The 24,219-nt window shown below is 59.6% G+C and carries 21 protein-coding genes; 6 read left to right on the forward strand and 15 right to left on the reverse strand.

Annotated elements, in window-relative coordinates; translation table 11 throughout:
- The first annotated feature begins 62 nt into the window (after positions 1 to 62).
- Both CFN46_RS03540 and CFN46_RS03545 read left to right on the forward strand, forming a co-directional pair.
- On the forward strand, positions 63 to 1,088 hold the full coding sequence (locus CFN46_RS03540; protein ID WP_088742729.1) for an XdhC family protein: 1,026 nt from the start codon (positions 63 to 65) through the stop codon (positions 1,086 to 1,088).
- Positions 1,085 to 1,726 (forward strand): NTP transferase domain-containing protein, encoded by a 642-nt coding sequence (locus CFN46_RS03545; RefSeq protein WP_024951623.1) that lies wholly within the window; start codon positions 1,085 to 1,087, stop codon positions 1,724 to 1,726. Before CFN46_RS03540 ends, CFN46_RS03545 begins: the two co-directional genes overlap by 4 nt.
- A gap of 131 nt (positions 1,727 to 1,857) precedes the next feature.
- On the opposite strand, the gene CFN46_RS03550 is transcribed toward CFN46_RS03545, so the two are convergent.
- The 13 genes from CFN46_RS03550 to CFN46_RS03610 all read right to left on the reverse strand — a co-directional run bounded on the left by CFN46_RS03550 (position 1,858) and on the right by CFN46_RS03610 (position 17,538).
- Positions 1,858 to 2,268 (reverse strand): hypothetical protein, encoded by a 411-nt coding sequence (locus CFN46_RS03550; RefSeq protein WP_088742730.1) that lies wholly within the window; start codon positions 2,266 to 2,268, stop codon positions 1,858 to 1,860.
- A gap of 159 nt (positions 2,269 to 2,427) precedes the next feature.
- Positions 2,428 to 5,622, reverse strand: coding sequence for an efflux RND transporter permease subunit (locus CFN46_RS03555; protein ID WP_024951625.1), 3,195 nt, complete (start codon positions 5,620 to 5,622; stop codon positions 2,428 to 2,430).
- Positions 5,619 to 6,905, reverse strand: coding sequence for an efflux RND transporter periplasmic adaptor subunit (locus CFN46_RS03560; protein ID WP_088742731.1), 1,287 nt, complete (start codon positions 6,903 to 6,905; stop codon positions 5,619 to 5,621). Before CFN46_RS03560 ends, CFN46_RS03555 begins: the two co-directional genes overlap by 4 nt.
- Positions 6,906 to 7,256: 351 nt before the next feature.
- A complete protein-coding gene (locus CFN46_RS03565) occupies positions 7,257 to 8,021 on the reverse strand; it encodes a transporter substrate-binding domain-containing protein (protein WP_024953090.1) in 765 nt (254 codons plus the stop codon).
- A 236-nt stretch (positions 8,022 to 8,257) separates the two neighbouring features.
- On the reverse strand, positions 8,258 to 9,010 hold the full coding sequence (locus CFN46_RS03570) for an ABC transporter permease (protein WP_035160365.1): 753 nt from the start codon (positions 9,008 to 9,010) through the stop codon (positions 8,258 to 8,260).
- 41 nt (positions 9,011 to 9,051) lie between these two features.
- Positions 9,052 to 9,768 (reverse strand): ABC transporter permease, encoded by a 717-nt coding sequence (locus CFN46_RS03575; protein WP_024953092.1) that lies wholly within the window; start codon positions 9,766 to 9,768, stop codon positions 9,052 to 9,054.
- 141 nt (positions 9,769 to 9,909) lie between these two features.
- Positions 9,910 to 10,734 (reverse strand): transporter substrate-binding domain-containing protein, encoded by an 825-nt coding sequence (locus CFN46_RS03580; protein ID WP_088742732.1) that lies wholly within the window; start codon positions 10,732 to 10,734, stop codon positions 9,910 to 9,912.
- Between the two features lie 127 nt (positions 10,735 to 10,861).
- Positions 10,862 to 11,656, reverse strand: coding sequence for an ABC transporter ATP-binding protein (locus tag CFN46_RS03585; RefSeq protein WP_051511085.1), 795 nt, complete (start codon positions 11,654 to 11,656; stop codon positions 10,862 to 10,864).
- A 498-nt stretch (positions 11,657 to 12,154) separates the two neighbouring features.
- The gene (locus tag CFN46_RS03590) at positions 12,155 to 13,243 is read right to left on the reverse strand and encodes a succinylglutamate desuccinylase (protein ID WP_088742733.1); all 1,089 of its coding nucleotides are present in this window, start codon (positions 13,241 to 13,243) and stop codon (positions 12,155 to 12,157) included.
- Complete coding sequence (locus CFN46_RS03595) at positions 13,240 to 14,061, reverse strand: DUF1338 domain-containing protein (RefSeq protein ID WP_088742734.1); 822 nt, start codon at positions 14,059 to 14,061, stop codon at positions 13,240 to 13,242. The genes CFN46_RS03590 and CFN46_RS03595 overlap by 4 nt, the downstream gene beginning before the upstream one ends.
- Positions 14,062 to 14,322: 261 nt before the next feature.
- Positions 14,323 to 14,877, reverse strand: coding sequence for a lipocalin family protein (locus CFN46_RS03600; RefSeq protein WP_088742735.1), 555 nt, complete (start codon positions 14,875 to 14,877; stop codon positions 14,323 to 14,325).
- A 141-nt stretch (positions 14,878 to 15,018) separates the two neighbouring features.
- Positions 15,019 to 16,161: a GGDEF domain-containing protein gene (locus tag CFN46_RS03605; RefSeq protein ID WP_088742736.1), complete on the reverse strand. Its 1,143-nt coding sequence runs from the start codon at positions 16,159 to 16,161 to the stop codon at positions 15,019 to 15,021.
- A gap of 129 nt (positions 16,162 to 16,290) precedes the next feature.
- The gene (locus CFN46_RS03610; RefSeq protein WP_088742737.1) at positions 16,291 to 17,538 is read right to left on the reverse strand and encodes a TauD/TfdA family dioxygenase; all 1,248 of its coding nucleotides are present in this window, start codon (positions 17,536 to 17,538) and stop codon (positions 16,291 to 16,293) included.
- A gap of 212 nt (positions 17,539 to 17,750) precedes the next feature.
- Between CFN46_RS03610 and CFN46_RS03615 the strand changes: the two genes are divergently transcribed.
- A complete protein-coding gene (locus CFN46_RS03615) occupies positions 17,751 to 18,683 on the forward strand; it encodes a LysR family transcriptional regulator (RefSeq protein ID WP_024953099.1) in 933 nt (310 codons plus the stop codon).
- Here CFN46_RS03615 and CFN46_RS03620 read toward each other — a convergent pair.
- Positions 18,680 to 19,480 carry a zinc-dependent peptidase gene (locus tag CFN46_RS03620; protein WP_088742738.1) on the reverse strand — a complete coding sequence of 267 codons (801 nt, stop codon included), beginning with the start codon at positions 19,478 to 19,480 and terminating at the stop codon, positions 18,680 to 18,682. The genes CFN46_RS03615 and CFN46_RS03620 overlap by 4 nt on opposite strands.
- A gap of 4 nt (positions 19,481 to 19,484) precedes the next feature.
- Complete coding sequence (locus CFN46_RS03625; RefSeq protein WP_088742739.1) at positions 19,485 to 21,044, reverse strand: carbon-nitrogen hydrolase family protein; 1,560 nt, start codon at positions 21,042 to 21,044, stop codon at positions 19,485 to 19,487.
- A 487-nt stretch (positions 21,045 to 21,531) separates the two neighbouring features.
- On the opposite strand from CFN46_RS03625, the gene CFN46_RS03630 reads away from it, so the two are divergent.
- The 3 genes from CFN46_RS03630 (at position 21,532) to modA (ending at position 24,061) form a co-directional block, all read left to right on the forward strand.
- Entirely contained in the window at positions 21,532 to 22,251 is a 720-nt protein-coding gene (locus tag CFN46_RS03630) for a glutathione S-transferase N-terminal domain-containing protein (protein ID WP_024953101.1), read from the forward strand.
- A gap of 91 nt (positions 22,252 to 22,342) precedes the next feature.
- Positions 22,343 to 23,032, forward strand: coding sequence for a glutathione S-transferase C-terminal domain-containing protein (locus CFN46_RS03635; RefSeq protein WP_088742740.1), 690 nt, complete (start codon positions 22,343 to 22,345; stop codon positions 23,030 to 23,032).
- A 129-nt stretch (positions 23,033 to 23,161) separates the two neighbouring features.
- A complete protein-coding gene (gene modA, locus CFN46_RS03640) occupies positions 23,162 to 24,061 on the forward strand; it encodes a molybdate ABC transporter substrate-binding protein (RefSeq protein ID WP_254918393.1) in 900 nt (299 codons plus the stop codon).
- Positions 24,062 to 24,219 lie beyond the last annotated feature (158 nt).

Below are 24,219 nucleotides of genomic sequence, written 5' to 3' on the forward strand. Positions count from 1 at the left end.
CTTGGGCTGGCGGGTTTTCTGTCTTTTGAGACGGGGTATTCTTCTGATATGAGAGATTCCCGATGCAACATCTTGATCTTGAAGTGATCTGTCAGGCGATTGACTGGTTGGAAAAGCCTGTTTCAGGCGCTTTCGATGAGCCAGTCTGGTTGTGCACGGTACTCTCGACGTTTGGTTCTTCGCCACGTGAGCCGGGGGCTTGGCTCGCGGCGCGAAGTGACGGTCTACACCGTGGTTCGTTGTCCGGTGGCTGTGTCGAGGACGACTTTCTGGTGCGTCTCATGGCCGGTGAATTCACCACGGCAGCGCAAGTCATCCGCTATGGCGAGGGTGGTCATCAGGGGGCGGGTATCGAGCTGCCGTGTGGTGGGCTACTGGAGGTGCTGATCGAGCGCTTCACGTCATGTGACGAAGACATCATGCATCTCAAAGCGCTGCGTGCAGCACTTGAAGGTCGCTCGCCGCGCCTGCGCCATATCACGCTGGGTGAAGCGTCGCGACGCGTGCTGGAAGAGGATAGCGGGCTGGGTGAGCGGGTAGAGCGTCAGACCGACAGTGATGGCAAGATGACGGGCTATCAGCTACGCGTCGGGCCGGTGGCGCGTCTCTTGCTGGCGGGTCTGTCGCCAGTGGCGGAAGCCTGTGCCGCCTTTGCCGTCAGCCTCGGTTTCGAGGTCATCATCTGCGAGCCGCGTGAGGAAATGCTGGCGAGCTGGGATGCACGCAACACGCCGATTGCCGGTGTCACTCTGCGCCGCGAGCTACCCTCGCGCTTCATTGCGGCGGGGGGCTGCCATGCCGCGACAGCAGTGGTGGCATTGACGCATGATCCGCGTATCGATGATCTGGCGATGATCGAGGCGGTACGCCAGCCAGCCTTCTACATTGGCGTGATGGGCTCGCAGCGTACCTCGCAGGCACGCGCGGGACGCCTGTCGCGCAGTGGCGGACTCAGCGATGAAGAGATCGGTCGTATCGTGATGCCAATCGGACTTAACCTGGGGAGCAAGACACCGGCCGAGATCGCGCTGGCGGTGATGGCCGATATCGTGCGCATACGCCGTGGCCGTGAGCGTCACGCGCTGTGAGTGATGCACGAGAGACTCAGGCGACAGCGCTGATTCTAGTGATGGCGGCCGGTCAGAGCCGGCGTTTCGGCAGTGACAAGCGCCTCGCGCGCTTGCCGCGTGGCTCGGACTCAAGCGATACGAGCCTGCTCGCGGCGACGCTGGCGCGTGTCATGTCTCTCGAGATGCCGTGGCGATTGGTACTGCGCGAAGACGATGATGTGAAGGCATTGTTGGGAGAGCGCTTTGCCCGTACTCATGGGTCGAGCATCTGGCGTGCGCCACATGCTGCACTGGGATTGGGCGCAAGTTTGGGAGATGCCTTTCGGCAGTTGGCAGAAAATGACTCACTGGAGCATATACAATCGGCAACGGTATGGCTGGCGGATATGCCGGCGGTGGCGGTAACGACGGTACAGACATTGCGGGCTCACGCGAGTGAAGAGTGCATCGTGCGACCGGTATTTGAGGGTGCTCCTGGCCATCCGGTAGTGTTCGGGCGGCGCTTCTGGCCTGAACTGGCCATGCTTGAATGTGGAGATGGGGCGCGAGAGGTGATTGCCTGTCACCGTGACTGCCTGCATGAGGTGGCTGTCTGTGATGCCGGCATTCATCGTGATGTCGATACGCCCGCAATGCTGGCGGGGCTTTACGAATAGCGACCGCACGCATGTCTTCAATGTGAGTGCCTTGATGCGAGCACTCTCAACAAAAAATGCCCTGTCACTTCATCGTGACAGGGCATTTTTCGTCTAGCGTCGAACATGGCGAGTCATCAACGACAGATGACCTATATCGTGCGCACATCCAGCAACTGGATACGCTGAATGCGCGGTTCGCCCCAGCTCAGGTCGAGAACCCATTCCGCGTCGAAGTGCGTGTGCAACAGGCTACCATCACGCAGTGCGGCGCGATGTTCACCACCCATGCGCAGTGTTGCGCAGTTCAGACTATCGCGCTGCGCTCGCACCCAGCCGAGGCCGTGACTGTTGACCAGCAGGTCGCCACGACGCTGTTCCCAGTTGGCCAGGAAGTCGCTGCTGGACAGTGATTCGTCCAGCAGCTGAATGCAGGCGTCATCACTGAGTAGTTCAGCCAGTTCCACGGAGGGCGCCAGGCGATTGAGCAGGGAGAACCAGCGATGAGCGAAGTTCTCAAGTTCAGCCTCAAGGGCCAGATCGTTGAAGGCATCGGCGTACATGGCACCTGCTCCCGAGTGTTGGGGAAAGAATGATTGGCATTATGCCGAGTGCCAGTCACGAGAAATATCCCGTGACTGGCATGGCAGTGTTGCCAGTGGGGAGTCAATGTCAGAGCACCTGTTGCTCCGATGACGCCCGCGTCTGAAGGCAATGATCTGCTACTTAGTCATCACCTTGGTGTCGGTCGTGACTTCATCGTCAATATTGCCCTGACTCTCTGTACGCTTCTCGACCATCTTTCGGATGCCGACATAGAACAGTGGCGTCAACAACAGTCCGAAGAAAGTGACGCCGATCATGCCGGAGAATACCGCCACACCCATTGCTTGACGCATTTCACTGCCTGCGCCAGAGGCGAGTACCAGCGGAATCACACCGGCGGTAAAGGCGACCGAGGTCATCAGGATGGGGCGTAGGCGCAGACGACATGCTGTCAGTACGGCATCCAGGCGACTCTGACCTTCATGTTGCTGCTCACGGGCGAACTCGACCAGCAGGATGGCGTTCTTGCAGGCCAATGCTACCAGCACAATCAATCCGATCCGCGTGAAGATATTGTTGTCGCCCCCCGTCAGCCAGACGCCTGCGAGTGCTGATAGCAACGTCATCGGCACGATCAGGATGATTGCCAGCGGCAAAGACCAGCTTTCGTACTGCGCCGCCAGTACCAGGAATACCAGTAGCACCACCAGCGGGAAGATATAGATCATGGTATTGCCGGCCAACACCTGCTGGTAGGTCACTTCTGTCCATTCGTAGCCGATGCCCTGTGGCAGGTTACTGGCCAGCACCTTCTCCATCGCGGTCTTGGCCTGATCGGTCGAGATGCCCGGTGCCGGTGAGCCATTGATGTCCGCACTGATATAGGTGTTGTAGTGCATCACGCGGTCCGGCCCGGTGGTCGGCGTCACCTTGACGAAACTACCCAACGGGATCATGCGACCGTTTTCACTACGTACCTTGAGATTGCGGATATCGTCCGGGTCGAGGCGAGCGGTCGGCTCGGCCTGAGCACGCACCTGATAGGTTCGCCCGAAGCGGTTGAAATCATTCACGTACAGCGAACCCATGTAGACCTGCAGCGTCTCGAAGGCGCGTTCCAATGGGATGCCCATGATCATCGCCTGTTCGCGGTCGATATCAATGTCGAACTGCGGCACCTGGATACGGAAGCTGGAGTAGACGCTACTCAGGCTCGGGTCGGCGTTGCCTTTGGCAGTAATGGTCTGCACGGCACCAAACAGCGCTTCGAAGCCCTTGTTGCCACGGTCTTCCAGCTGCAGCTTGAAGCCACCGGTGGTACCTAGTCCCAGAATCGGCGGCGGTGGGAACACGGCCACGAAAGCTTCATCGATGCCCGAGAACTTGCGGTTCAGCTCGGCGGCGATGGCCTGTGCTGAAAGCTCCGGTGATTGGCGGTCTTCGAAGCTGTCCAGTGGCGTGAAGACAATGCCCGAGTTGGACGTGTTGACGAAGCCGTTCACCGATAGGCCCGGGAAGGCGACAGTGTGTGCGACGCCTGGTGTTTCCAGTGCCAGTTTCTGCATCTCGTCGACGACTTCACTGGTGCGGTCGAGGCTGGCGGCGTCCGGTAATTGGGCCATGGCAACCAGATATTGCTTGTCTTGCCCCGGAATGAAGCCGCCAGGCACGCTATCGAACAGCTTGCCGGTCGCGCCGAGCAGCACGACGTAGAGCAGGCCAACCACGAGGCCGAAGCGCAGCAGTTTCTTGATCAGACCAGTGTAGCCGTTGGACATGGCATTGAAGGCACGGTTGAACGGAGCAAACAGCCAGCGCCCGAACAGGCCATCGATGGCGCGCGTCAACCAGTCAGGTTTGCTGCCGTGCGGCTTGAGCAACAGGGCGGCCAGTGCCGGTGACAGCGTCAGTGAGTTGAAGGCCGAGATAATCGTCGAGATGGTGATGGTCAGTGCGAACTGCTTGTAGAACTGGCCGCTAAGGCCGCTGATGAAGGCGGTCGGTACGAAGACGGCTGTCAGCACCAATGCGATGGCGATGATCGGGCCGGTCACCTCACGCATGGCGATCTGGGTGGCCTCGATGGGGGCATGGCCCAACTCGATGTTTCGCTCGACGTTCTCGACCACCACGATGGCATCATCGACCACGATGCCGATGGCCAATACCAACCCGAACAGTGACAGGGTGTTGATGGACACGCCCATCAGCTGCATGACCGCAAACGTCCCGATCAGCGAGACCGGTACGGCGATCAGCGGGATGATCGAGGCACGCCAGGTCTGCAGGAACAGGATCACCACGATCACGACCAGCAGGATGGCCTCAAACAGCGTATCGATGACCGCCTCGATGGAGCCACGCACGAACACGGTCGGATCATAGACGATGTCGTAGCTGACGCCTTCGGGGAAGTTCTCGGACAGCTCACTCATGCGGGCGCGTACGGAATCCGATAGCGCGATGGCGTTGGAGCCAGGGCGCTGGAATATCGGCAAGGCGACAGCATCCTTGCCATCGAGCTGAGCACGCAGCGAGTAGCTATCAGCCCCGAGTTCGACACGTGCCACGTCGCCGAGGCGGGTGATGCGGCCATTATCATCGACGCGGATGACGATATCCTGGAACTCATCGACGCTTTCCAGACGACCACGCACATTGAGCAGACGCTGGAACTGGTTGGCATTCGGAGAAGGCTGCGCACCGAGTGAACCGGCGGCGACCTGCTGGTTCTGGGCGCGTAGCGAGCTGATTACGTCACCGGCAGACAGGCCGCGAGCGGCGACGGCGTCAGGGTCCAGCCACACGCGCATGGCGTATTCGCCAGCACCGAACAGGCGGGCATCGCCGACACCATCGAGACGGGCGAGATTGTCCTTGATGTTGAGACGCGCGTAGTTGGAGAGCCACAGCTGGTCATAGCGACCATCCGGCGATGTCAGGTGAACCACCATCGTCAGATTGGGTGAGGCCTTCTCGGTGGTGATGCCGAGCTGCTGAACTTCCTGAGGCAGGCGAGGTGTGGCACGTGCCACACGGTTTTGCACCTGTACCTGTGCCTTATCGAGATCGGTGCCCAGCGCGAAGGTCACGGTCAACGTCAGATTGCCGTCGGCGGTCGCCTGGGAGTCCATGTACAGCATGCTCTCGACGCCGGTAATTTCCTGCTCCAATGGCGTAGCCACGGTGCTACCGATGACTTCCGGGTTGGCACCCGGATAGTTGGCGCGCACCACTACGGTCGGTGGTACGACTTCGGGATACTCGGAGATCGGCAGCTGAAACAGCGACAGCATTCCCGAGATCACGATCAGAATTGACAGTACCGCGGCAAAGACCGGCCGCTTGATGAAAAAGCTGGAGATGTTCACGTACGGCCTCCAGCAGCTTGGCGGTCAGCCTCGGCCAGTGGATCAGCGTCCTGATCGTTGCTCTGGCTGATTTTATTTGTTTCGCTCATCTTGAGGCGTGAAATACGCTCAGCGAGTGCCTTGAGCTCACCGTCATCTTGCATCTCGACGAGCTTGGGTGTGATCGGCATGCCCGGGCCTGCCTTGGCAGGGCCGCTCGCCAATACACGATCGCCCGCCGCTAGTCCCCCAATGACCGCACGCAGTGGGCCAAAGCGTGGGCCAGTGGTGATGCCACGGTAGGTCAAGGTGTTGTCCTCGCCCACCACCAGCACGAATTCGCGATCCAGGTCAGTCCCGATGGCACGTTCTGGAATCAGCACCGCCTCATGAATTTCAGGTGAGGCGATGCGCAGACGGGCAAAGGCCCCCGGTCGTAGCGCAGGGCTATCGGCATTGAAGGTTGCCCCGACACGCAGGGTGCCGGTGTCGATATCCACGCTGTTGTCGATGAAGTCGAGCTCACCGCGAAAGGGGAAGTCATCCTGACCGGCCAGCTGCAGCTCTACCGGCAGATGATCACCGGCAGCAACGTCGGCGAAGTCACGATTCCAGGTCAGCTCGCTGATGTCGACATAGGCATCCAGCTGGCGAGTTTCTACCAGCGTGGTCAATATGCTCTGCCCAGCTTCGACGATATTGCCGCGCGTGATGCGCGCATCTGACAGGCGTCCGTCGATGGGAGCACGAATCAGCGCGTAATCAAGATCCAGGCGTGCGCGGGCCAGTTGAGCCTGAGCTGCCTTGAGTTGGGCGCTGAGGCCAGCGGCATTGGAGCTGCGGGAGTCGGCTTCTTCGCGAGAGATCAGGTTGCGCTTGACCAGGCTGGCGGCGCGACCGGATTCACTGCGCGCGTTGGTCAGCAGCGCCTGACCACGTGCGACCTCGGCTTCAAGACGCTTGACCTCGGCCTCGAAAGGACGTTTGTCGAGACGTACCAAGGGTGTGCCAGCAGTGACCTGACTGCCTTCAGTGAACAGCACTTCTTCCACTTCACCGCTGACACGCGGGCGCAGCTGAACACGCTGGGGTGATTCCAGGCGCGTGGTGTAGGTGTGCCAGGCCGCGACGGACTGTGCCTTGGCAGCGACCACTTCCATGGGCGGCGGAGTTTGTTGAGCGCTAGCCGCTTCTTCATTATCGCCGTCACTGCAGGCGCTGAGCGCCAGTAGGCCGCCGAGAGTCAGCAGCAGGGAAGAGGCGATACGAGAAAGGCGCGCCGGACGTAAGTTCAGTCTCGACATGGGAATCTACCGTTGCAGGGAGGAATGGTAGGGAATCCTAGAGAGCTGAACGGTTCGGGATAAGTCCTCTCAGGCACACTGCTTTGGTTCTAAATTTGCACCAATTGTGCACGACGAAGATTTTTATCTACGTCAGATGAGCTACTGGGGTCTGACGGCGTCTTATATCGTGTTGCTCTGTTGGTGGGTTTAACCGGAATAAGACCCTGTCTCAACGCAAAAGCCCCGCGGCGATAGCCGGCGGGGCTTGTTGTCTTGCATGGCACTCAAGCATCAAAGGTAGAAACGCAATCTTCGCTGTTGATGCCTCACTTGCTCATTGACGCGTTCATTCATGAGAAGTCGGAGTGCTTATTTCTTTTCACCGAAATATTTGGTGTGGATGGTGTCGTAGGTGCCATCGGACTTCAGATCAGCCAGGGCGCCGTTGATCTGCTCGGCCAAATCCTTGTCACGCTTGCGCATGGCAATGCCGAAGCCGTCACCGAAGTACTTCTTGGGTTCAGTCACGACTTCGCCCACGGCCTTGTAGTTGCCATTGCCGCCATCAATCAGCGTTGACTTGCCGACCGGGAAATCTAGGAATGCGATGTCGAGACGACCGGCATCCATGTCGAGTACCAGATCATCGGCAGTGGTGTAGCGCTTGACGTCAGATGACTTGCTGTACAGATCGCTGACGTAGTTATCCTGCAGCGTACCGCGCTGCACGCCAATGGCTTTGCCTTCGAGTGTTTCTTGCGAGGCTTCGCTCAGCGTGCTTTTGGCCGGCGCGAACCAGGCAGACGGCGGTGTGATGTAGGTATCAGAGAACAGTACCTTTTCGCGACGCTCGTCGTTGATGGTCATCGACGACATGATCGCGTCGTACTTGCGCGCCATCAGGCCCGGGATGATGCCGTCCCATGCTTGAATGACCCACTCGCATTCGCGGTCGATCCTGGCGCAGATAGCGTTACCCAGCTCGATGTCGAAGCCGGTCAGTTCGCCGTCCGGCGTCTTGTATTCCATCGGCTCGTAAGGCACGTCAACACCGATACGCAATGCATCGGCGGCCTGTGCGCCACCGGCCATCAGGGCAGCACCCAGTAGGGAAATTCCCAGCAGCTTCTTCATGTTGTTCCCTTCCATCATTGTTGTTTGTCGTTCTTGCTGATCAGCGCAGGTGTAATGAGTCTGGCTTATGAGACTACCCAGTGCCGCTGTCAGAATAGTCCACCCCACACTAGCCCAGACTGGCGCTGTCGTGAAGAGGGTAAATGGTCGGATTCAAACGATCGTTAAACGAGATTTATTTCGGCCAAACTAGCAATGAGTAAAGGAAAGCGCTCCATATTGAGCGCTTTCCCAGTTCAGCTTAATGGTCTCAGGTGCGCTAGCAGGCGTTTTTCTAACTGTCTGAAAATCGCGATGATCGTGAAGGTCAGACACAGGTAGATGGCCGCCACGAACAGGAAGGCCTCGAAGGGCGCGTAGAAGCGTGCATAGATATCACGCGCAGCACCGGTGAGGTCCAGCAGCGTGACCACACTACAGATGGCGCTGGCATGTAGCATGAAGATGACTTCATTACCGTAGGCCGGTAGCGCACGTCGAAAAGCGCTGGGCATGATGATACGACGCATCATCTTGCCGCGTGACATGCCATAGGCGCGGGCTGCCTCCATTTCGCCCTTGGGCGTAGACTGGATGGCACCGTGGAAAATCTCGGTGGTGTAGGCCGCGGTGTTGAGCACGAAGGCCAGCATGGCCGGCACGAAGGGATCGCGGAAGTAATCCCAAAGCCAGGTCTGCTGGATGCTTGGGATATGCACGCTACCCAGTCCGTAGGAGACATCGAAGCCGTCAAAGAACACCACGCCGTAGTAGATCAGGTAGAGCTGGATCAACAGCGGTGTTCCGCGAAACACATAGGTGTACAGATAGACCGGCATCTTGATCCAGCGACGGCGCGAGCCGCGCAGAATCGCCAGTGGCACCGCCAGTATCAGGCCGATGATCAGCGACAGGAAGACTAGCTGTACGGTCGTGACCAGACCATCCCAGTAGTGCCAGAGAGTGGTCGCGGTGAAGATGTAGTTCTGACTCAACACATCGTTGATCATCTGACCGAGCTGAGCGATGAAGCCTGACTGGGCCACGTCGTTTAATTGTTCCATGCGCTGGCCTCCCCGAAGCCGGTGTTATAGCGCACCTTGAGGCGTGCCAGCCCCCACTCGGACACGGTGGCAATCAACAGATAGCCTGCGGCCACCGGCAACAGGAAAGTGAAGGGCTCGTGAGTCGCCTTGGCGGCCTCACTGGCCACGCGCACCATGTCGACCAGGCCTATTACCGACACCAGTGCGGTAGTCTTGAGCAGCACCATCCAGTTGTTGCCTAGCCCCGGCAGGGCGTGGCGCATCATCAACGGGAAGCGAATGCGCTTGAATACCTTCCAGTCGCTCATGCCATAGGCGCGTCCGGCCTCTACCTGGCCGGCATCCACTGCCATGAAGGCACCGCGGAAGGTCTCGCCCATGTAGGCGCCAAAGATGAAGCCGATAGTGATGACACCTGCGGTGAACTCGTCGACATTGACGAAGACATCGAAGCCATAGCTCTCGTACAGCCAGTCGGTGACCATGTTGATACCGATCTGGCCACCGAAGAACAGCAGCATCATCAGCACGATGTCCGGTACGCCACGGATGACGGTGGTGTAGAGCGTCGCGATCCAGCGCAGCGGTGTAGAACGCGACATTTTGGCCGTGGCGGTCAATAGCCCCAGCATGATGGCCAGCAGCTGTGCGAGCACGGCTAGCTGCACCGTGACCCAGGCACCCGCCAGCAGGCTTGGGCCATAGCCTTGAAGGTCGATCATGGGAAGTCTCCCGTGAAGCGCTGATACGAGAGGCCATACGGTTGCCCACAATTGGGCCTTGGCAGGCAGTATCAGCGCAAATGCTATCCGTCAGGTATTCAGCAGGTCACAGCGGTAGTGATATCACTGCCGCCAGGAGACTTACTGGCTGGTAGTCGTGGTTTTTTCCGCTGCAAAATACTTGGCGTTCAGGCGCTTGAGAGTGCCATCGGCTTTTAGCTGTTCCAGCGCAGAATCGATGGATTTCTTGAGTGCGCGATCACGCTGTTTCATGGCGATGCCGAAGCCGTCACCGAAGTATTTCTTCGGTTCACTGATGGCGGTACCGGTGTTGACGAAGTTGCCATCATTGGCATTCACCAGCGTGTCCTGTCCGACCGGCTGGTCGAGGAAAGCGGCGTCAACGCGACCGCTATCCATGTCCAGTACCAGGTCATCCAGCTTGGTATAGCGACGCACTTCTGCCACCTGGCCATAGAGATCGGTCACGTAATGGTCCTGCAGGTTACCGCGCTGCACGCCGATCACCTTGCCCTTGAGTGCTTCGCTGTCGAGCGCGCCGGTGACCTTGGCCAACGGACTATCGGCCTTGACGAACCAGCCGGACGGCGGCGTGAAATACGGCGCGGAGAATAGCACCTGACGCTCACGTTCCGGATTGATGGTCAGTGCCGACATGATGACGTCGTACTTGCGTGCCAACAGACCCGGAACGATGCCGTCAAAGTCCTGCTCGACCCACTGGCAGTGAGTAGCGAGCTGCTTGCACAGGGCATTGCCTAGCTCAATCTCGAAGCCAGTCAGCTCACCGCTTGGCAGCTTGTAACCGAAGGGGGCATAGGGCATGTCGATACCGAGCCGCAGCGGGTCGGGCACATCGGCAGCCTGCACGGAGGTTGCGGTCATCGCGAGAGTAGAAAGGCCGAGGGTGATGCCCATCAGAGAACGTGTTACGTACTTTTTCATCACTTGTCATTCCTGAAGTCTTGTCCGCCCCGAGGCCTGCTGTAGCAGATGCACTCGTGGTGATGAATCATGTGCCGGTCACGGGATCGCCGTGCCAGAGAGGATGCCGGTCGGCAGAGTGGATAGATCAGTATTTGGGCGCAAGGAACTGCTTGAGGCGCTCGGATTGGGGATTCTCCAGCACGTCGGCCGGCTTGCCGGACTCCTCGACAAGTCCCTGATGCAGGTAGATCACTTGGCTCGAGACATCGCGAGCGAAGCTCATTTCATGTGTCACCACCACCATGGTGCGGCCTTCTTCGGCCAGGTCACGCATGACCTTGAGGACATCGCCGACCAGTTCCGGGTCGAGTGCCGAAGTCGGCTCATCGAACAGCATCACTTCCGGCTCCATTGCCAGTGCACGGGCGATCGCTCCGCGTTGCTGCTGGCCGCCGGACATCTGGGCGGGGTAGTAGTCGGCACGTTCCAATAGGCCAACGCGATCCAGCAGACTGCGGGCATGCGCGATGGCTTCCTTCTTCGGCTTGCCCAATACGTGAATCGGCGCCTCGATGACATTTTCCAGCAGGGTCATGTGCGACCACAGGTTGAAGCTCTGGAAGACCATCGAGAGGCGGGCACGCATGCGTTCGACCTGACGCCAGTCAGTGGGCTCGCGGCCACGGCGGGTGTTCTTGAAGCCAATTTGCTCACCGTGGACGAGGATATCGCCGCCATCGGGTTGCTCGAGCAGGTTCATGCAGCGCAGGAAGGTGCTCTTGCCGGAGCCAGAGGCGCCGATCAGGGTAATGACATCACCCTTGCGTGCTTCAAGCGACAAGCCTTTTAACACCTGATTGGTGCCGAAGGACTTGGTGATATTGCGGACCTCGAGAGGCAGCACCTCGCTGCTCGTGCTCTCGGTCGCGGGGGAATTCATGGTCATGCTGTCACTCCGGTCCATGCACAAGTCCCGCACCACCGACATTGTGGTGGTTGCCTTCTTGCGCCTTGAGTCTGCCGTATCGAGGCATGACTCAGGGGGTACTTGTTCGTGGTCAACGCGGCGCGAGGCGGCGTCGGGGGAATATCGGCCGTCCGTGACGCGTGCCGTACTAGCTCTGGCATCAGGGTCGCGATCGGGAAAGGGGGCCGATTCTACCAGCTCAACGCAGGGTTAACTGCTGTCGGCGAGTGTCTCCAAGTACAACTTTGGTTGAGGTGATGAGCTGTGACAGCCGACGGAGCTCTGACAAGCGGGAAATGACACGGAGAGGAAGGAGGGCGGGAGAGGTTTGCACTCAGTGGTGCGGACAATCGAAAGAGTCATGAGGGTTGCCTGTTATCGTTATGGGATGTGGCAGATGAATCAGTACAGATGAATCAGGGATAGGGCATTGCAACACCGTCGCGTGAGCAGTACGCGACGGTGTCGTGATCATTCGGAGGAGGTGTGATCTGATGCAAGAGCGACCTGCGGCGGCTCGCAAGCGGCGAGCAGTAGCGCGGCACGTGCCCCGATCTCGACTCGTGCATTTGGGAAGACCACGCTGAGCGGCGTGTCGCCGACGGTGCATGGGCCTGCTTCACCATCTTCAGCTACCACTGTGCCTGGTGTGAAGGTGGTGAAGTTGGCGACGTCGTCATTGAAGCACAGGCGAAAGTCGGTAGAGCGCCGCATCAGCTCTATCTCAACCTTGAAGTAGGCCATTCTCTCCGGTGCTGCACTCGGTGCTTCGATGCCCATCGCCAGTGCCGCCAGCAGCTGAGACATTGGGGCTAGTGCCACCATGTCATTCTCGCCGAAAGGGTGTACCTGCCCCAGCTCGAGCGTGAAGGCATCGGCATCATGGTAATGGCGCGAGTAATGCGAAAAGGTCCAGCTGTGTTGATGTTGATGCAGTACAGCCTGCAGCCCAGCGGCACTGAGATGTGACCACTGGGTAGAGCTGATGGCTGCGCCTTCACTGAACGGCACCACGGCAAAGCGCGGGTAGTGGCTGTCGCGGATCGCGGTATGCATGTCGTAGTGCAGGCGTCGCGTGCCATCGGCCGGCGGGAAGCGGGCGTAGAAGTCATCCACTGCCGCCATCAGCTGGCGGGCGCGTGCCGGCTCATCATCGGCTGGACAGTCATTGGCCTTGCCGGCAGCAGCGTTGCCGGCGTCCACCGAGATGGCGGTCGCCGTCTCGGTACGTCGGAACAGCCGATTGAGGTTGGTCGCATGGAAGCGCTCACCGGTGCGGATGGCGGGCAGGTTGCCCAGAATCAGCAGCAGCGGGGCACCGGCGATCAGGTGGCCGCTCTCGAGACCGGCGATCAGCTCACCCATCAGCTCGATAGGAGCAGTCTCGTTACCGTGGATACCCGCGGAGATCACTACGGGGCGCGCGTGCGGCCCACTGTCATCAGGGCATATCTCGAGTACGCCAGGTGCCACGATTTCGTAGCGTCCGCTGGGGATGCGTCCCATGCCCCGCGCGCTGGCGTGGCCTTCAAGTGTCAGGTCAAGCCAGTCGGCAATCACGAGGGGGTGTGCTCCCGGGGAGTGGCGTTGGTGGATTCGAATATCTTGTCAGCGCTGGCGGCCACGAAGCCTTGATACAGCTGACCGTTGGCATCTGGGTAACGGCGCGCAAATTCGTAGTAGCAGGTGGAAATCTCGTGTTGCTCACCACCGGCGAAGGTGAAGGTCTGGCGGTCGGCGAGTGTAGAGGCCTGCTCCAACAGCACATCGGCAGAGCCCTTGATGCGACCACCGGCAGGGTTGATGCCCAGGCCAAGTGCTTCGACGCGCTCCAGTACCTTGTCGAGCGTGTCATGACGGGTAAGTGCATTGACGCTGATGGTGAAGTGATTGGCACGTAGGCCAATGATCGACAGCCAGGCCGCGTATTCGCTCTCCTCCATCAGACGCTGATACTGCTCGAAGGTCGGCGCGTCCCACAGGCGACCTGACCACAGCACGGAGGGCTGGGTGGCGGCATCCGGCGAGATCTGGCTGACCAGACCATCGATGATCGACTGGGCGCGCTCGGAAAGCTCATGGCATTTCAGCTCGGAGAGGAAGACGCGCGGCATGTCGGGAGACGGCGGCAGATAGCCGAAAGCGCGCAGTTTCTTCTCAGCGAAATCATAGGGAGCAAAGCGGGTATAGCCGAGCGCCAGCAGATGAGGTTCCAGCGCGCTCAGGGTGATCGGCCCGCGGTCGAAGGTCCGGAAGGCCACGTGGTCGTTGACGATGGTCTCGCCGTCAGCCACGAAGGCATCTTGGATCTGTTGGGCCTGGGGCGTCATGGCGACGTAATCATCCCACAGGTCGCTGAAGAACTGCTGGATATCCATGGCACGAGCTCCCTCTGAACTGAGTTGCCCAGTGCAGCGAGGTGTCACTGGCACTGGGCGACGGCATTTGGCGATTGGCAGCAGGGCAGCGCACTCGGCGAGACGCTGCCTCGGCAGATTGTCAGCTCACCATTGGCGAGCCGCTGGCGCGTGGCAAGAGGCAAGGTCGGTTGGATGAAAGCGGCTGTCCGCACCATGTAAACGTCACGTGTCGGTTTAGACCTTGGGTGGAGCCTGCGCCCTGAGCAAGCGCCTGCGTCATCAGCTCTCGCCGTCAGCGACGGGACATGCCTCACCCTGCTCGACCTTGATCAGTGAATCGGTGGCGAAGCCGAGCTCGGCAGCCTGATCGACCAGCGCCTGATAGGTGCCGTCGTCCAGCTGCGGCTCGCGCGCCAGTATCCACAGGTAGTCGCGATCGGCACCGGCCACCAGCGACCACTGATAGTCGTCATCCAGTGCCAGCACGTTGTAGCCACCATAGAAGGGGCCGAAGAAGCTGACCTTGAGGGCCGCGGTCTCGCTGCCCTGCGTGAAGTAGGCTCGCCCTTCGGCCTGACTCCATTCGCCCTTGTCGGCATCAAGGCCGCGATTGATGACGCGCACGCCGCCGTCCTCGCGGGGCGAGTAATCGGCGGTGACGCAGCTCAGTCCCTCCTCGAAGCTGTTGGGCAGGCGGGCGATCTCGTGCCATTGCCCGTAGTAGCGTTCGAGCTGGAACCCCCCGACGGGCTGGGTGCCGGACGGGACACCGGCACAGCCGCCAAGGAGGCTGAGGCCAGCGAGCGAGAGGGCGAGATGCGGCAGGCGTGTCATTGGCGGGCTCCATGAGACAGGACGCCCCGGCGAATCGTCGCGGGGCGTCGTTACGTGATGAAAGGATGCACAGGCATCCTTCTCTCATTGGGGCGTCTGCGGTTGCCTCAAGAGGGAGGGGGCATCATTCGTGGTGGAGGCTCACAGCACCAGGCGCAGCGGGTTGGCCGCGACCACTCGCCCGCGGCCACGTTGCTTGGCTTCATACATGGCACCGTCCGCACGCGCGATGATGGTTTCCGGCGTGGCACCGGAGAAGGGGAACAGACAGACGCCCACGCTGGCGCTGACACCGATGATCAGCGGCTCGCCGTCGACCTCGAGGTGGATGGGCCTGCTGATCGCATCCACCAGGCGACGGGCGAGCTGTTCGGGTCCCTTGCGGCCATCACCTTCACGACTGATCAGCACGAGAAATTCATCGCCACCAAGACGGCCGACAATATCGTTTCCGCGTAAAGTGTTGCTCAGGCGCCCCGCGATGAAGCTGAGCACTTGGTCGCCAATCTGATGACCATGTCGATCATTGATGGGTTTGAAGCCATCCAGGTCGATGAACAGCGCAGCCTGCACGACGCCGGGTGCCTGGATGTCGAGCACCTGATCGAGATGCTCCATCAGGGCGCGTCGGTTGAGCAAACCCGTGAGGGAGTCGCGCATGGCGTGGTCACGCAGGCTGTCGCGTTCGCCAGTGATGTGGCATTCACGCAGAAATAGCAGGCGGCTCTGACGTTCGCGGGCGAAAGCGCCCAGAGCAGCCAGAATATTGGCGATCAGCAGAAAGAAGTGTTGATCAATCAGTACGACAAGCTCCTGATTTTTATCGAAGTTGCTGGTCAGGCTGAATCCCAGCCAGATCAACATGCCACAGGCAAGAGCGTAGACGTACTGCAGCCCGATCAGGGTGTAGCACCAGAACAACATCATGATCAGGGTGATGAAGTAGGCGTTGGGACGATGGTCTATCTCGAGGTAATACATCGTCAGTACACCGCCAGCACTGATCAGTGTGATCAGGCTGAAGATCTGGTTGCTGTAGACCATAAGATGAGGCTGCCACGTCAGTCTGAAGAGACCGAGTACGAGTACCAATACCACGAGGCGTACCGTATGGAGCAGGCTGCAGTCGTCATGCGTGAATAGTTCGATGACGCCGTAGGCGGCGAACATCAAACAGCTCAGAGGTATGGTCAGACGGCTGATCTGGCGGATGGATTCGAGCTGGTGCCGCCGATAGCGCCGCTCGAGAGAGGTATCGAGAAAGCAAAGAGTGATGGGGTTCATGACGCGATTCCTGAATAGCCAAGCTAACAGGATGCCATTGCCTTGCGTGGTCTGCCGGAATGAACCACGGCGCAGAGGAGGTCGTGGTTCAACGTTTACCCATTCAGCGATCGTTCATTGAGTCGTCATTCACGCAGCACTGATTGCTTCGTTTGCCCCTGCATCGAGCGCGTGGCTATCGCTGTGGGCCAGCTCACGCGCTGTGACGCGCAATGCCGATTCCACCATGTCGTAATCGACGTAGCAGCCTTGCAGGTGCCGACGCCCGGTGGTCGGGTCGAAGGACTGGCGCCCATGCATCACGCGGCGGTTGTCGAAGGCCACCATCTGACCGGCCTCGAGCTTGAGGTGCAGGCGGAAGGCCGGCTCACGCAGGATGCTCCAGAACTGGCGATAGGCAGCGTACCAGGCCTGCATCCGTTCCAGCGGCAGGCGCAGACTGTCGCGGATCCAGTTGTTGAAACGCACCTCGATGACCTTGCCGCTGGCATCCAGATGGATGACCGGTTCGCGCACCACGAGATCGGTCCGCTCATCCGCGAAGCGAAAGTCCACCGGCGTCTCGGCCAGCAATTGAAATGCCTGCGGATTGCGCTGACGCAGCTCTTCGGCCACGGCCATGCCATCACCGAAGATCGATTCGCCACCGTCTGCATCATTGGCCAGACAGTAGAGCATCTGGATGTCCGGCGGCTGATGCCAGTTGGGCAGATCCGTGTGCAGTTCCAGCGCGATGGGCGTGTAGGCGGCATTGTTGGGCGCCTTCTTGGAGTAGACCTCGAAACGGCCACCGAAGTTTGTGGCACGGATGGGGCCGATGGTCGCGGCGATCTGATCGATTTCTCCACCTTCACTAGGGCCGTCATCCAGCACGGCAAAACCGTCACGACATAATGCTTCCAGCCAGCCAAGACGTGCTTTACCACCCGCCATGTAGTCACCAAAGGACGTGACATGTGTCTGATGTGACAACTGCCATGCACGGCTTTGTGGCACAGGTGTCTCAGGCAGGGCATCGCTCGGGCGACGCTGATGGAGCCAGCCGGCATCGAAGCGACTGAGGTGGCTATCGCTCCACTCGATCATGAGATTCCCTGACTCGAGAGACAGCTGCTGCACGGTGAGGGCGGCATCGTCGAGCAACATGAAGGTGCGCTCAAACGTCTGAGGGTGGCGGCAGCTATCGCAGGCACAGTGATCGCGCAACCAGATCAGCGGGAAGCTGGCCTGCTCACCGTTTGCCCAGACAAGTGTAGCCAACGACGCGTCATAGTCTCCCTGTATCAGCGGCGTGCCAGTGTGATGCGGCTGATACTCTTTCATATCCCACGGTGTGCGGGAGAGAGAGTCCGTAGCGGGCGTCGCGATCTCAGTCATGAATGCAGTCCTTGTACCGGTGAACCTCCTGTTTGCAGGAGGGGAGAACAAGGCCATCTTCTCGCACATCACTACCGCTGACCAACGCGGAATATGAGGGCCATGACCAAGCTGAGCTAATGTGTCAGGCTGGCGCGCTACAAGCGAATCGTGTTGAGAGACTGCTTGTCGTGAAAAGTCTGCCATGAAGCATCTGCTATGAAGAGTCCGCAATGAATGACACTCCCGATGAACCTCTTGACACCTCGTCCAAGCCGTTGCCGCCACTCGCCTGGCTACAGGCCTTTGAGGCCGCGGCACGGCATCTGAGCTTTACCCTTGCGGGAGAGGAGCTCAACGTCACCCAGTCGGCCATCAGTCAGCGCCTTCGTCAGTTGGAGGATCGCCTCGGCCAGCCGCTGTTTGTGCGCCATGCTCGCAGTTTGAGCCTGACGCCTGCCGGACAAGCCTGGCTGCCCGCATTGCAGAGTGGTTTTCAGCGCTTGCACGAAGGCACGCTTGAGGTGTTCGGCCCTTCGCGCGCTGCGCCCGTCAGTTTGCGTGCCACGCCGATGAGCCAGCAGGCATGGCTACTGCCGCGATTGGCAACCTTCCATCAAGCAGAGCCGGACATTGCGCTGCGACTGGTCAGTGCCTACTGGCAGAGCGATTTCGATGATGCCGATGTTGATATCGAGCTGCGCTATGGCCAGGGCGATTGGCCAGAGGCCGAAGCCATTCAGGTCGGTAACACTGAAGAGTGCATGATTGCGGTCGCCGCACCAGCCCTCGCCAGCAACCTGCACACACCGGCAGAGCTATCCGGAGTCACTTTGCTGCATGCCGCAGGTTTTGCGGTAGGCTGGCGGCGCTGGTTGATGGCGGCAGACCAGCTGGCGCTTGAAAACGCGACGCGCACCATTACTTGCGACACTCAGGTGATGACGCTTGAGATGGCGCGACTGGGGATGGGGGTGGCATTGGTACATGATGGCTTGTTCGCGCGCTGGTGCGCTTCTGGCAATCGTGGGCTTGAGCAGGTTTTTCCACTGGCGGTGCCTGCTGAGCAACACTTCTGGCTGGTGCGTTCGCGCGCACGTCCTCTGCGTCCCACGGCTCGGAAATTGTGGGATTTCCTGCTCGCGACACAGCATCTACCGATCTAGTGCGGTACTGAGCGCTTGAGCGTCGATTGACAGAAGAAGCGTTCCAGCAGGGCATACAGCTCGGGATAGGCGACTTCGAGGGTGTCCGGTGCGGTGAAGAAATACTCGCAGCACACGGCGAAGCATTCGGCGGGGTGACTGGCGGCGTACTCGTCGATGGGAGTGATCTCGCCACGCTCAAGGCGGGCGTTCAGGTCATCCCATACCGCAGTAAAAGTGGTATGCCATTCGTCAGGGGTGATGCCTGCGCGTAACGGTGGAAAGCCATCAGCATCGGTGGCGTTGGCCATGTCGAGCTTATGGGCGAACTCGTGAATGACCACGTTGAAGCCGCTCCAATCACCGCTGGCGGCCAGTTCCTCCTGGCTGATGACCACGGGTCCCTGATACCAGGTTTCACCGGCCCGCGTATCCTGGAAGATATGCACGACACCGGCATCATCGATTTCCTCGACCTCTCGCGTCACGGCCTGCGCGGGCAGCATGATCTCATGCACGCGAGCGCCGGCATCGCGCCAGCGCTCAGCCTCGGGCCAGCCGTTGAGCAACAGCATGGCCTGTGTGGCCAAGGCCAGTGCCTCGACGGCATCCAGTGGTTCGGCACTGGTCAGTTTCCAGTCGTGTAGCTGATGACGCGCGCGTCGCTCCAGACGGGCCAACGACGGCTCATCCAATCCCTCGAGGATAGGCAGACGCTGCATCACAGCCTGCCACAGGCCATCCTCCTCAGCGTGTGAGGAGGATGGCGACTGCTCTTCAGAGACTGGTCGCCAAAGCTGTTGCCACCAGCGCGTCACCGGCTCAGTCCTGACGGCTGCCGGACTTCCAGGACCAGTCGCGTAGGCGCAGGTCGAAGAGATCCTTGCGGCGGTCCTTGAGATTGGTGACCGAGCCTTCGCTGCGCAGCACCTTGAGGCGCTCCAGATCCAGATCCGAGAACATGATCATCTCGGTATTCGGCGTGGTTTCCGCCATCACTGCATCATGCGGGAAGGCGAAATCGGACGGCGAGAACACCGCCGACTGGGCGTATTGGATGTCGAGGCTTTCGATGGACGGCAGATTGCCGACGCTACCGCAGACCACCACGTAGCACTCGTTTTCGATCGCTCGCGCCTGTGCGCAGTGGCGCACGCGCAGATAGCTGTTCTTGGTGTCGGTCCAGAACGGCACCATCAGGATGTCCATGTCCTGATCGGCCAGCAGGCGTGACAGCTCCGGGAACTCCACGTCGTAGCAGATCAGCATGCCGATACGACCGGCATCGGTCTCGAACACGGCCAGTTCATCGCCGCCCTTGATGATCCAGTCGCGGCGCTCCTGCGGGGTGATGTGCAGCTTGGCCTGACGATCGATCTCGCCATCGCGGTGGCAAAGGTAGGTGACGTTGTAGAGCTCATTGTCCTCACCCACCTCCACCATGGAACCGGCCACGATGTTGATGTTGTAGGCCACCGCCATGCGCGAGATTTCCTGCTTGAAGCGCTCGGTGAAGCCGGCGAGGAAGCGGATGCAACGCACCGGGTCACTCTGGTCTTCCAGCAGACCGATCAGCGGCGTGTTGAACAGCTCCGGGAAGACGGCAAAGTCACTCTGGTAGTCCGACAGCGCATCGACGTAGTACTCGACCTGCTTGAGTACCGCCTCGACCGACGCGAACTCGCGCATCTGCCACTGCACGGCACCGACACGAATCATCGTCTTGCGGCTTTCCAGTACGCGCTCGGCCGGCTCGAAGAGAATGTTGTTCCACTCGAGCAGGGTGGCGTAGCCCTGGGAGTCCTCGTCTTCCGGCAGATACTGGCGCAACAGGCGCTTGACCAGGAAACCGTTGGCAAGCTGGAACGACAGGATGGGATCGTGAATCTCGCGGCGCTCTACCTTGTCGATGTACTCGGTCGGCGAGAGCTCAGCCGCGTATTCGTGGTACTGCGGAATACGTCCACCGGCCAGGATGGAGCGCAGATTCATGGAGCGACATAGCTCCTTGCGCGCTTCATAGAGGCGTCGGCCGAGACGATAGCCGCGGTAGGCCTTGTCGATCAGCGCATCCAGGCCATAGAGCGCATCACCGTCAGCCTTGTTGAGGATGACTTCGCGATGACCGATCAGATCATCGTATTTGTGCGGGTTGGAGAAAGCGTCGTAATCCACCAACGCCGTCAATGCGACACCGATCAGCTTGTCGCCATCCTCGATCACCAGCTGTCCATCGGGGAATTCAGCGATCAGACGATTGATGGTGTGCTCAGGCCAGGCGCCACCAATGTCGTCATAGATGCCATCCATCAGGCACTTCAGCTGGGGATAGTCTGATTCCTGTAGATTGCGCAGGTTTAAATGCAGGTCTTCGACGGACATCGGGACTCCTTGGTCGGGAAAAGATAAGGACCGTAACGAAAAGGCGGGTGTCATCTCGACACCCGCCGAAAAAATGGGCGCGGCACCTTGCTAGAAGATGTCCGACAGCGGGCTGACGGTGGTCCCCAGCCCGTCATTATTCGCGCTGTCAGGCGTGGGTGCCATCAATATCCCTTGAGCAATGCTCGGACGCTTGCCACAAAAAAGGCAGTATTCCTCTTTCAATGGGTCCTGCTGTGCATCACTGCAAGGGTGGGCGAAGTCGTGTGAGTCTCACGGGGCACGTCATGTAGGGTAAGACAGCCTCATCGCGAAGGAAAAAGCAGGCCCTTACTTGCAGATAAAGACAGCGTTCTCTTATGGTTGAATGAGTGCTCATTCTACTTGCATTTAGGCGCAACTACGTTCACAACATTGTTCAGGGCAAGGTGTGTGCAGAGGATGAATACGTCTTGTCGATCGACCATTGACACTAGAGGATGTCTGCATGACCCCAGTACTTTATGAACTACGCGGCCGTGACGATCGCCTGCGGTTCTCTCCTTTCTGTTGGCGTGCCCGCTTCGCACTGGCCCACAAGGGCCTGGAAGCTGAACTGTCACCGGTTCTGTTTACCGACAAGAGCCCGATTGAGTTCTGTGACGCATTCAGCGTGCCTGTCTTCAAGGATGATTTCGGTCTGGCGACTGACAGTTACGACATCTTCAAACATCTGGACAAGCACTACCCAGAGGCAGGCATGGGGCCGCTGATAGGAGATTCACTGGCTGAGTCGCGCCTGAATTTCGTCAAGGCCTATGCCGAGCAGGTCATGGCGATAGGCTTCTTCCGCCTCGTCGCGCTGGATCTGGTCAAGGCTATCCATCCGGACGATCGCGAATACTTCCAGAGCGCCCGTGAGGCGCGCTTTGGCATGTCATTCGAGGTCTTCAATAACGTCGAGATCGCGCGCGGCATTCTGGACAGCGCCTTCAAGCCGCTTCGCGGTGTGCTTGGCAATCAGCCGTTCCTCGACGGCGATGCACCGGCAGCCGCTGACTATCTGGTATTCGGCTTCTTCATCTGGGCGCGCATCGTCTCTGATACCTCGCCCTTCGGTGATGAGGAAGATGCTGCTGACCCGATGGTGCAGTGGCGCGAGCGGATGCTCGATCTTCACGATGGCATGGCGCGCAACGCCACGCGTGCTAGCGACATTCCCGAATAACTCGTCACCATCGCCACTGACGGCATAAAAAGGCTCGGATGCTCAAGGGCATCCGGGCCTTTTTATGGTGTTCCGCCAATAGGAGTTCATGATGATTGATCTGTATTACTGGACCACGCCCAACGGCCACAAGATCACGATATTTCTGGAAGAGGCTGGTCTCGAGTATCGCCTCATTCCGGTGAACATCAGCAAGGGCGAGCAGTTCGCGCCTGAGTTTCTGACCATCTCGCCTAACAACCGCATGCCGGCTATCGTCGATCATGCGCCCGCTGATGGCGGCGAGCCGATCCCCGTGTTTGAGTCCGGTGCGATTCTTGAGTATCTGGCCGACAAGACAGGACAGTTCCTGTCGCAGAAGACACGAGCGCGCAATGATGTGTTGCAGTGGCTGCACTGGCAGATGGGCGGCCTGGGGCCGATGCTGGGTCAGGTACATCACTTCAAGCACTACGCGCCACAGCCGGTCGAGTACGCCATCGCGCGCTATCACAAGGAAGGCGAGCGTCTCTATGGCGTGCTGGAGCGTCAGCTGGCAGGGCGAGATTTCGTGGCTGGCGACAGCTTGAGCATCGCTGATATGGCGATCTGGCCGTGGCTCAAGGCCGAGAAGCAAGAAATTGACTTGACGCAATTCCCGGCAGTTGCCGCTTATCGCACGCGTTTGAGTGAGCGCGAGGGTTTCGTGCGCGCGATGGCACGTATCGATGAGATCAATCCCGCGGCCAATGTCGCCATGGATGAGGAAGCGCGTCGCCATCTGTTCGGTCAGCAATCCTGAGTGATAGAGCTCTGAGCGCAGGTCAGGGGATGCAGCGGCGGCGCTGGCACGGCATCATGGGCCGCCGTTCTCTCTCTCCATTGGTTTGGACAGGCTCCCTTTATCCGTTTCATGACCAAGGACGGCACGATGTTTCGATTCCCTTCTACGACACGCTCTCTTTTCTCATTCCACGGAGTCCCGTTTACGCGCTGGATGGCCAGTGGTGTGGTGGCGATGGTGGCCAGCCTGTCGCTGACGCCAGTGCACGCTGCTGAGCATGCTCAGATCCGCGTGATGGCCGCTGCGTCACTGCACGATGCGATGGATGCCATCGAAGCCCGCTATGAGCGTCTGGCCGACGTCGACATCATGCCGGTGTATGCGTCGTCGTCGACCCTGGCGCGCCAGCTGGCCAGTGGTGCACCAGCACAGCTGTATCTGTCCGCCAATGAGCGCTGGATGGACTGGCTTGAGCAGCAGCCCGGCATCGTTGTGACGGGGCGTCATGATCTGCTGGGCAATCGCCTGTCGCTGGTCGCCCCGGGTCCCAGTGAGCTTGATCCTACGCTAAGCAATGGCGCGGATGTCACCAATATCGCAGAGCGCCTGGCCGCCACTGGCGATGACACGCGCCTGGCCGTGGGTGATCCGGACCATGTGCCTGCCGGCATCTATGCCCGTCAGTCACTGGAATCACTGGGGCAGTGGGAGGCGTTACGCTCGCATCTGGCGAGTGCAGAAGACGTGCGTGCGGCGCTGGCGCTGGTCGAGCATGGTGAGGCGCCGTTGGGCATCGTCTATGCCACTGATGCCTCGGTCAGTCATCGCGTGCATCAGATAGGACTGTTGCCGGATTCCAGTCACGATCCCATCCACTATCCTGCGGCATTGATCAGCCGAGGCGGCGAATCGCCAAGTCCCGAGGCTGAAGCCTTTCGCGACTGGCTGAGCACCAACGAAGCCAGCGCCATCTTCCACCGCTTCGGCTTCACGACTCTGCAAGGCGCCAAGCTTGTGCCGGTGGCCAACGCTGACACCTCTTCTTGAAGCTTCTACGTATGCCAGCAATACATCTTTTTAATCAGCTCGTGGGAACGCGCGCACTGGCATGAGTGTCGGATAGAGTCGCCCTCATCGTGATCGCCTCACCATGACGCCGTCACGGGCGACAGATACACTGATGCCACGAGTTGACTGCCGCACGG

The sequence above is a fragment of the Cobetia sp. QF-1 genome, assembly GCF_002213105.1.
GTDB classification, from domain to species: Bacteria; Pseudomonadota; Gammaproteobacteria; order Pseudomonadales; family Halomonadaceae; genus Cobetia; species Cobetia crustatorum.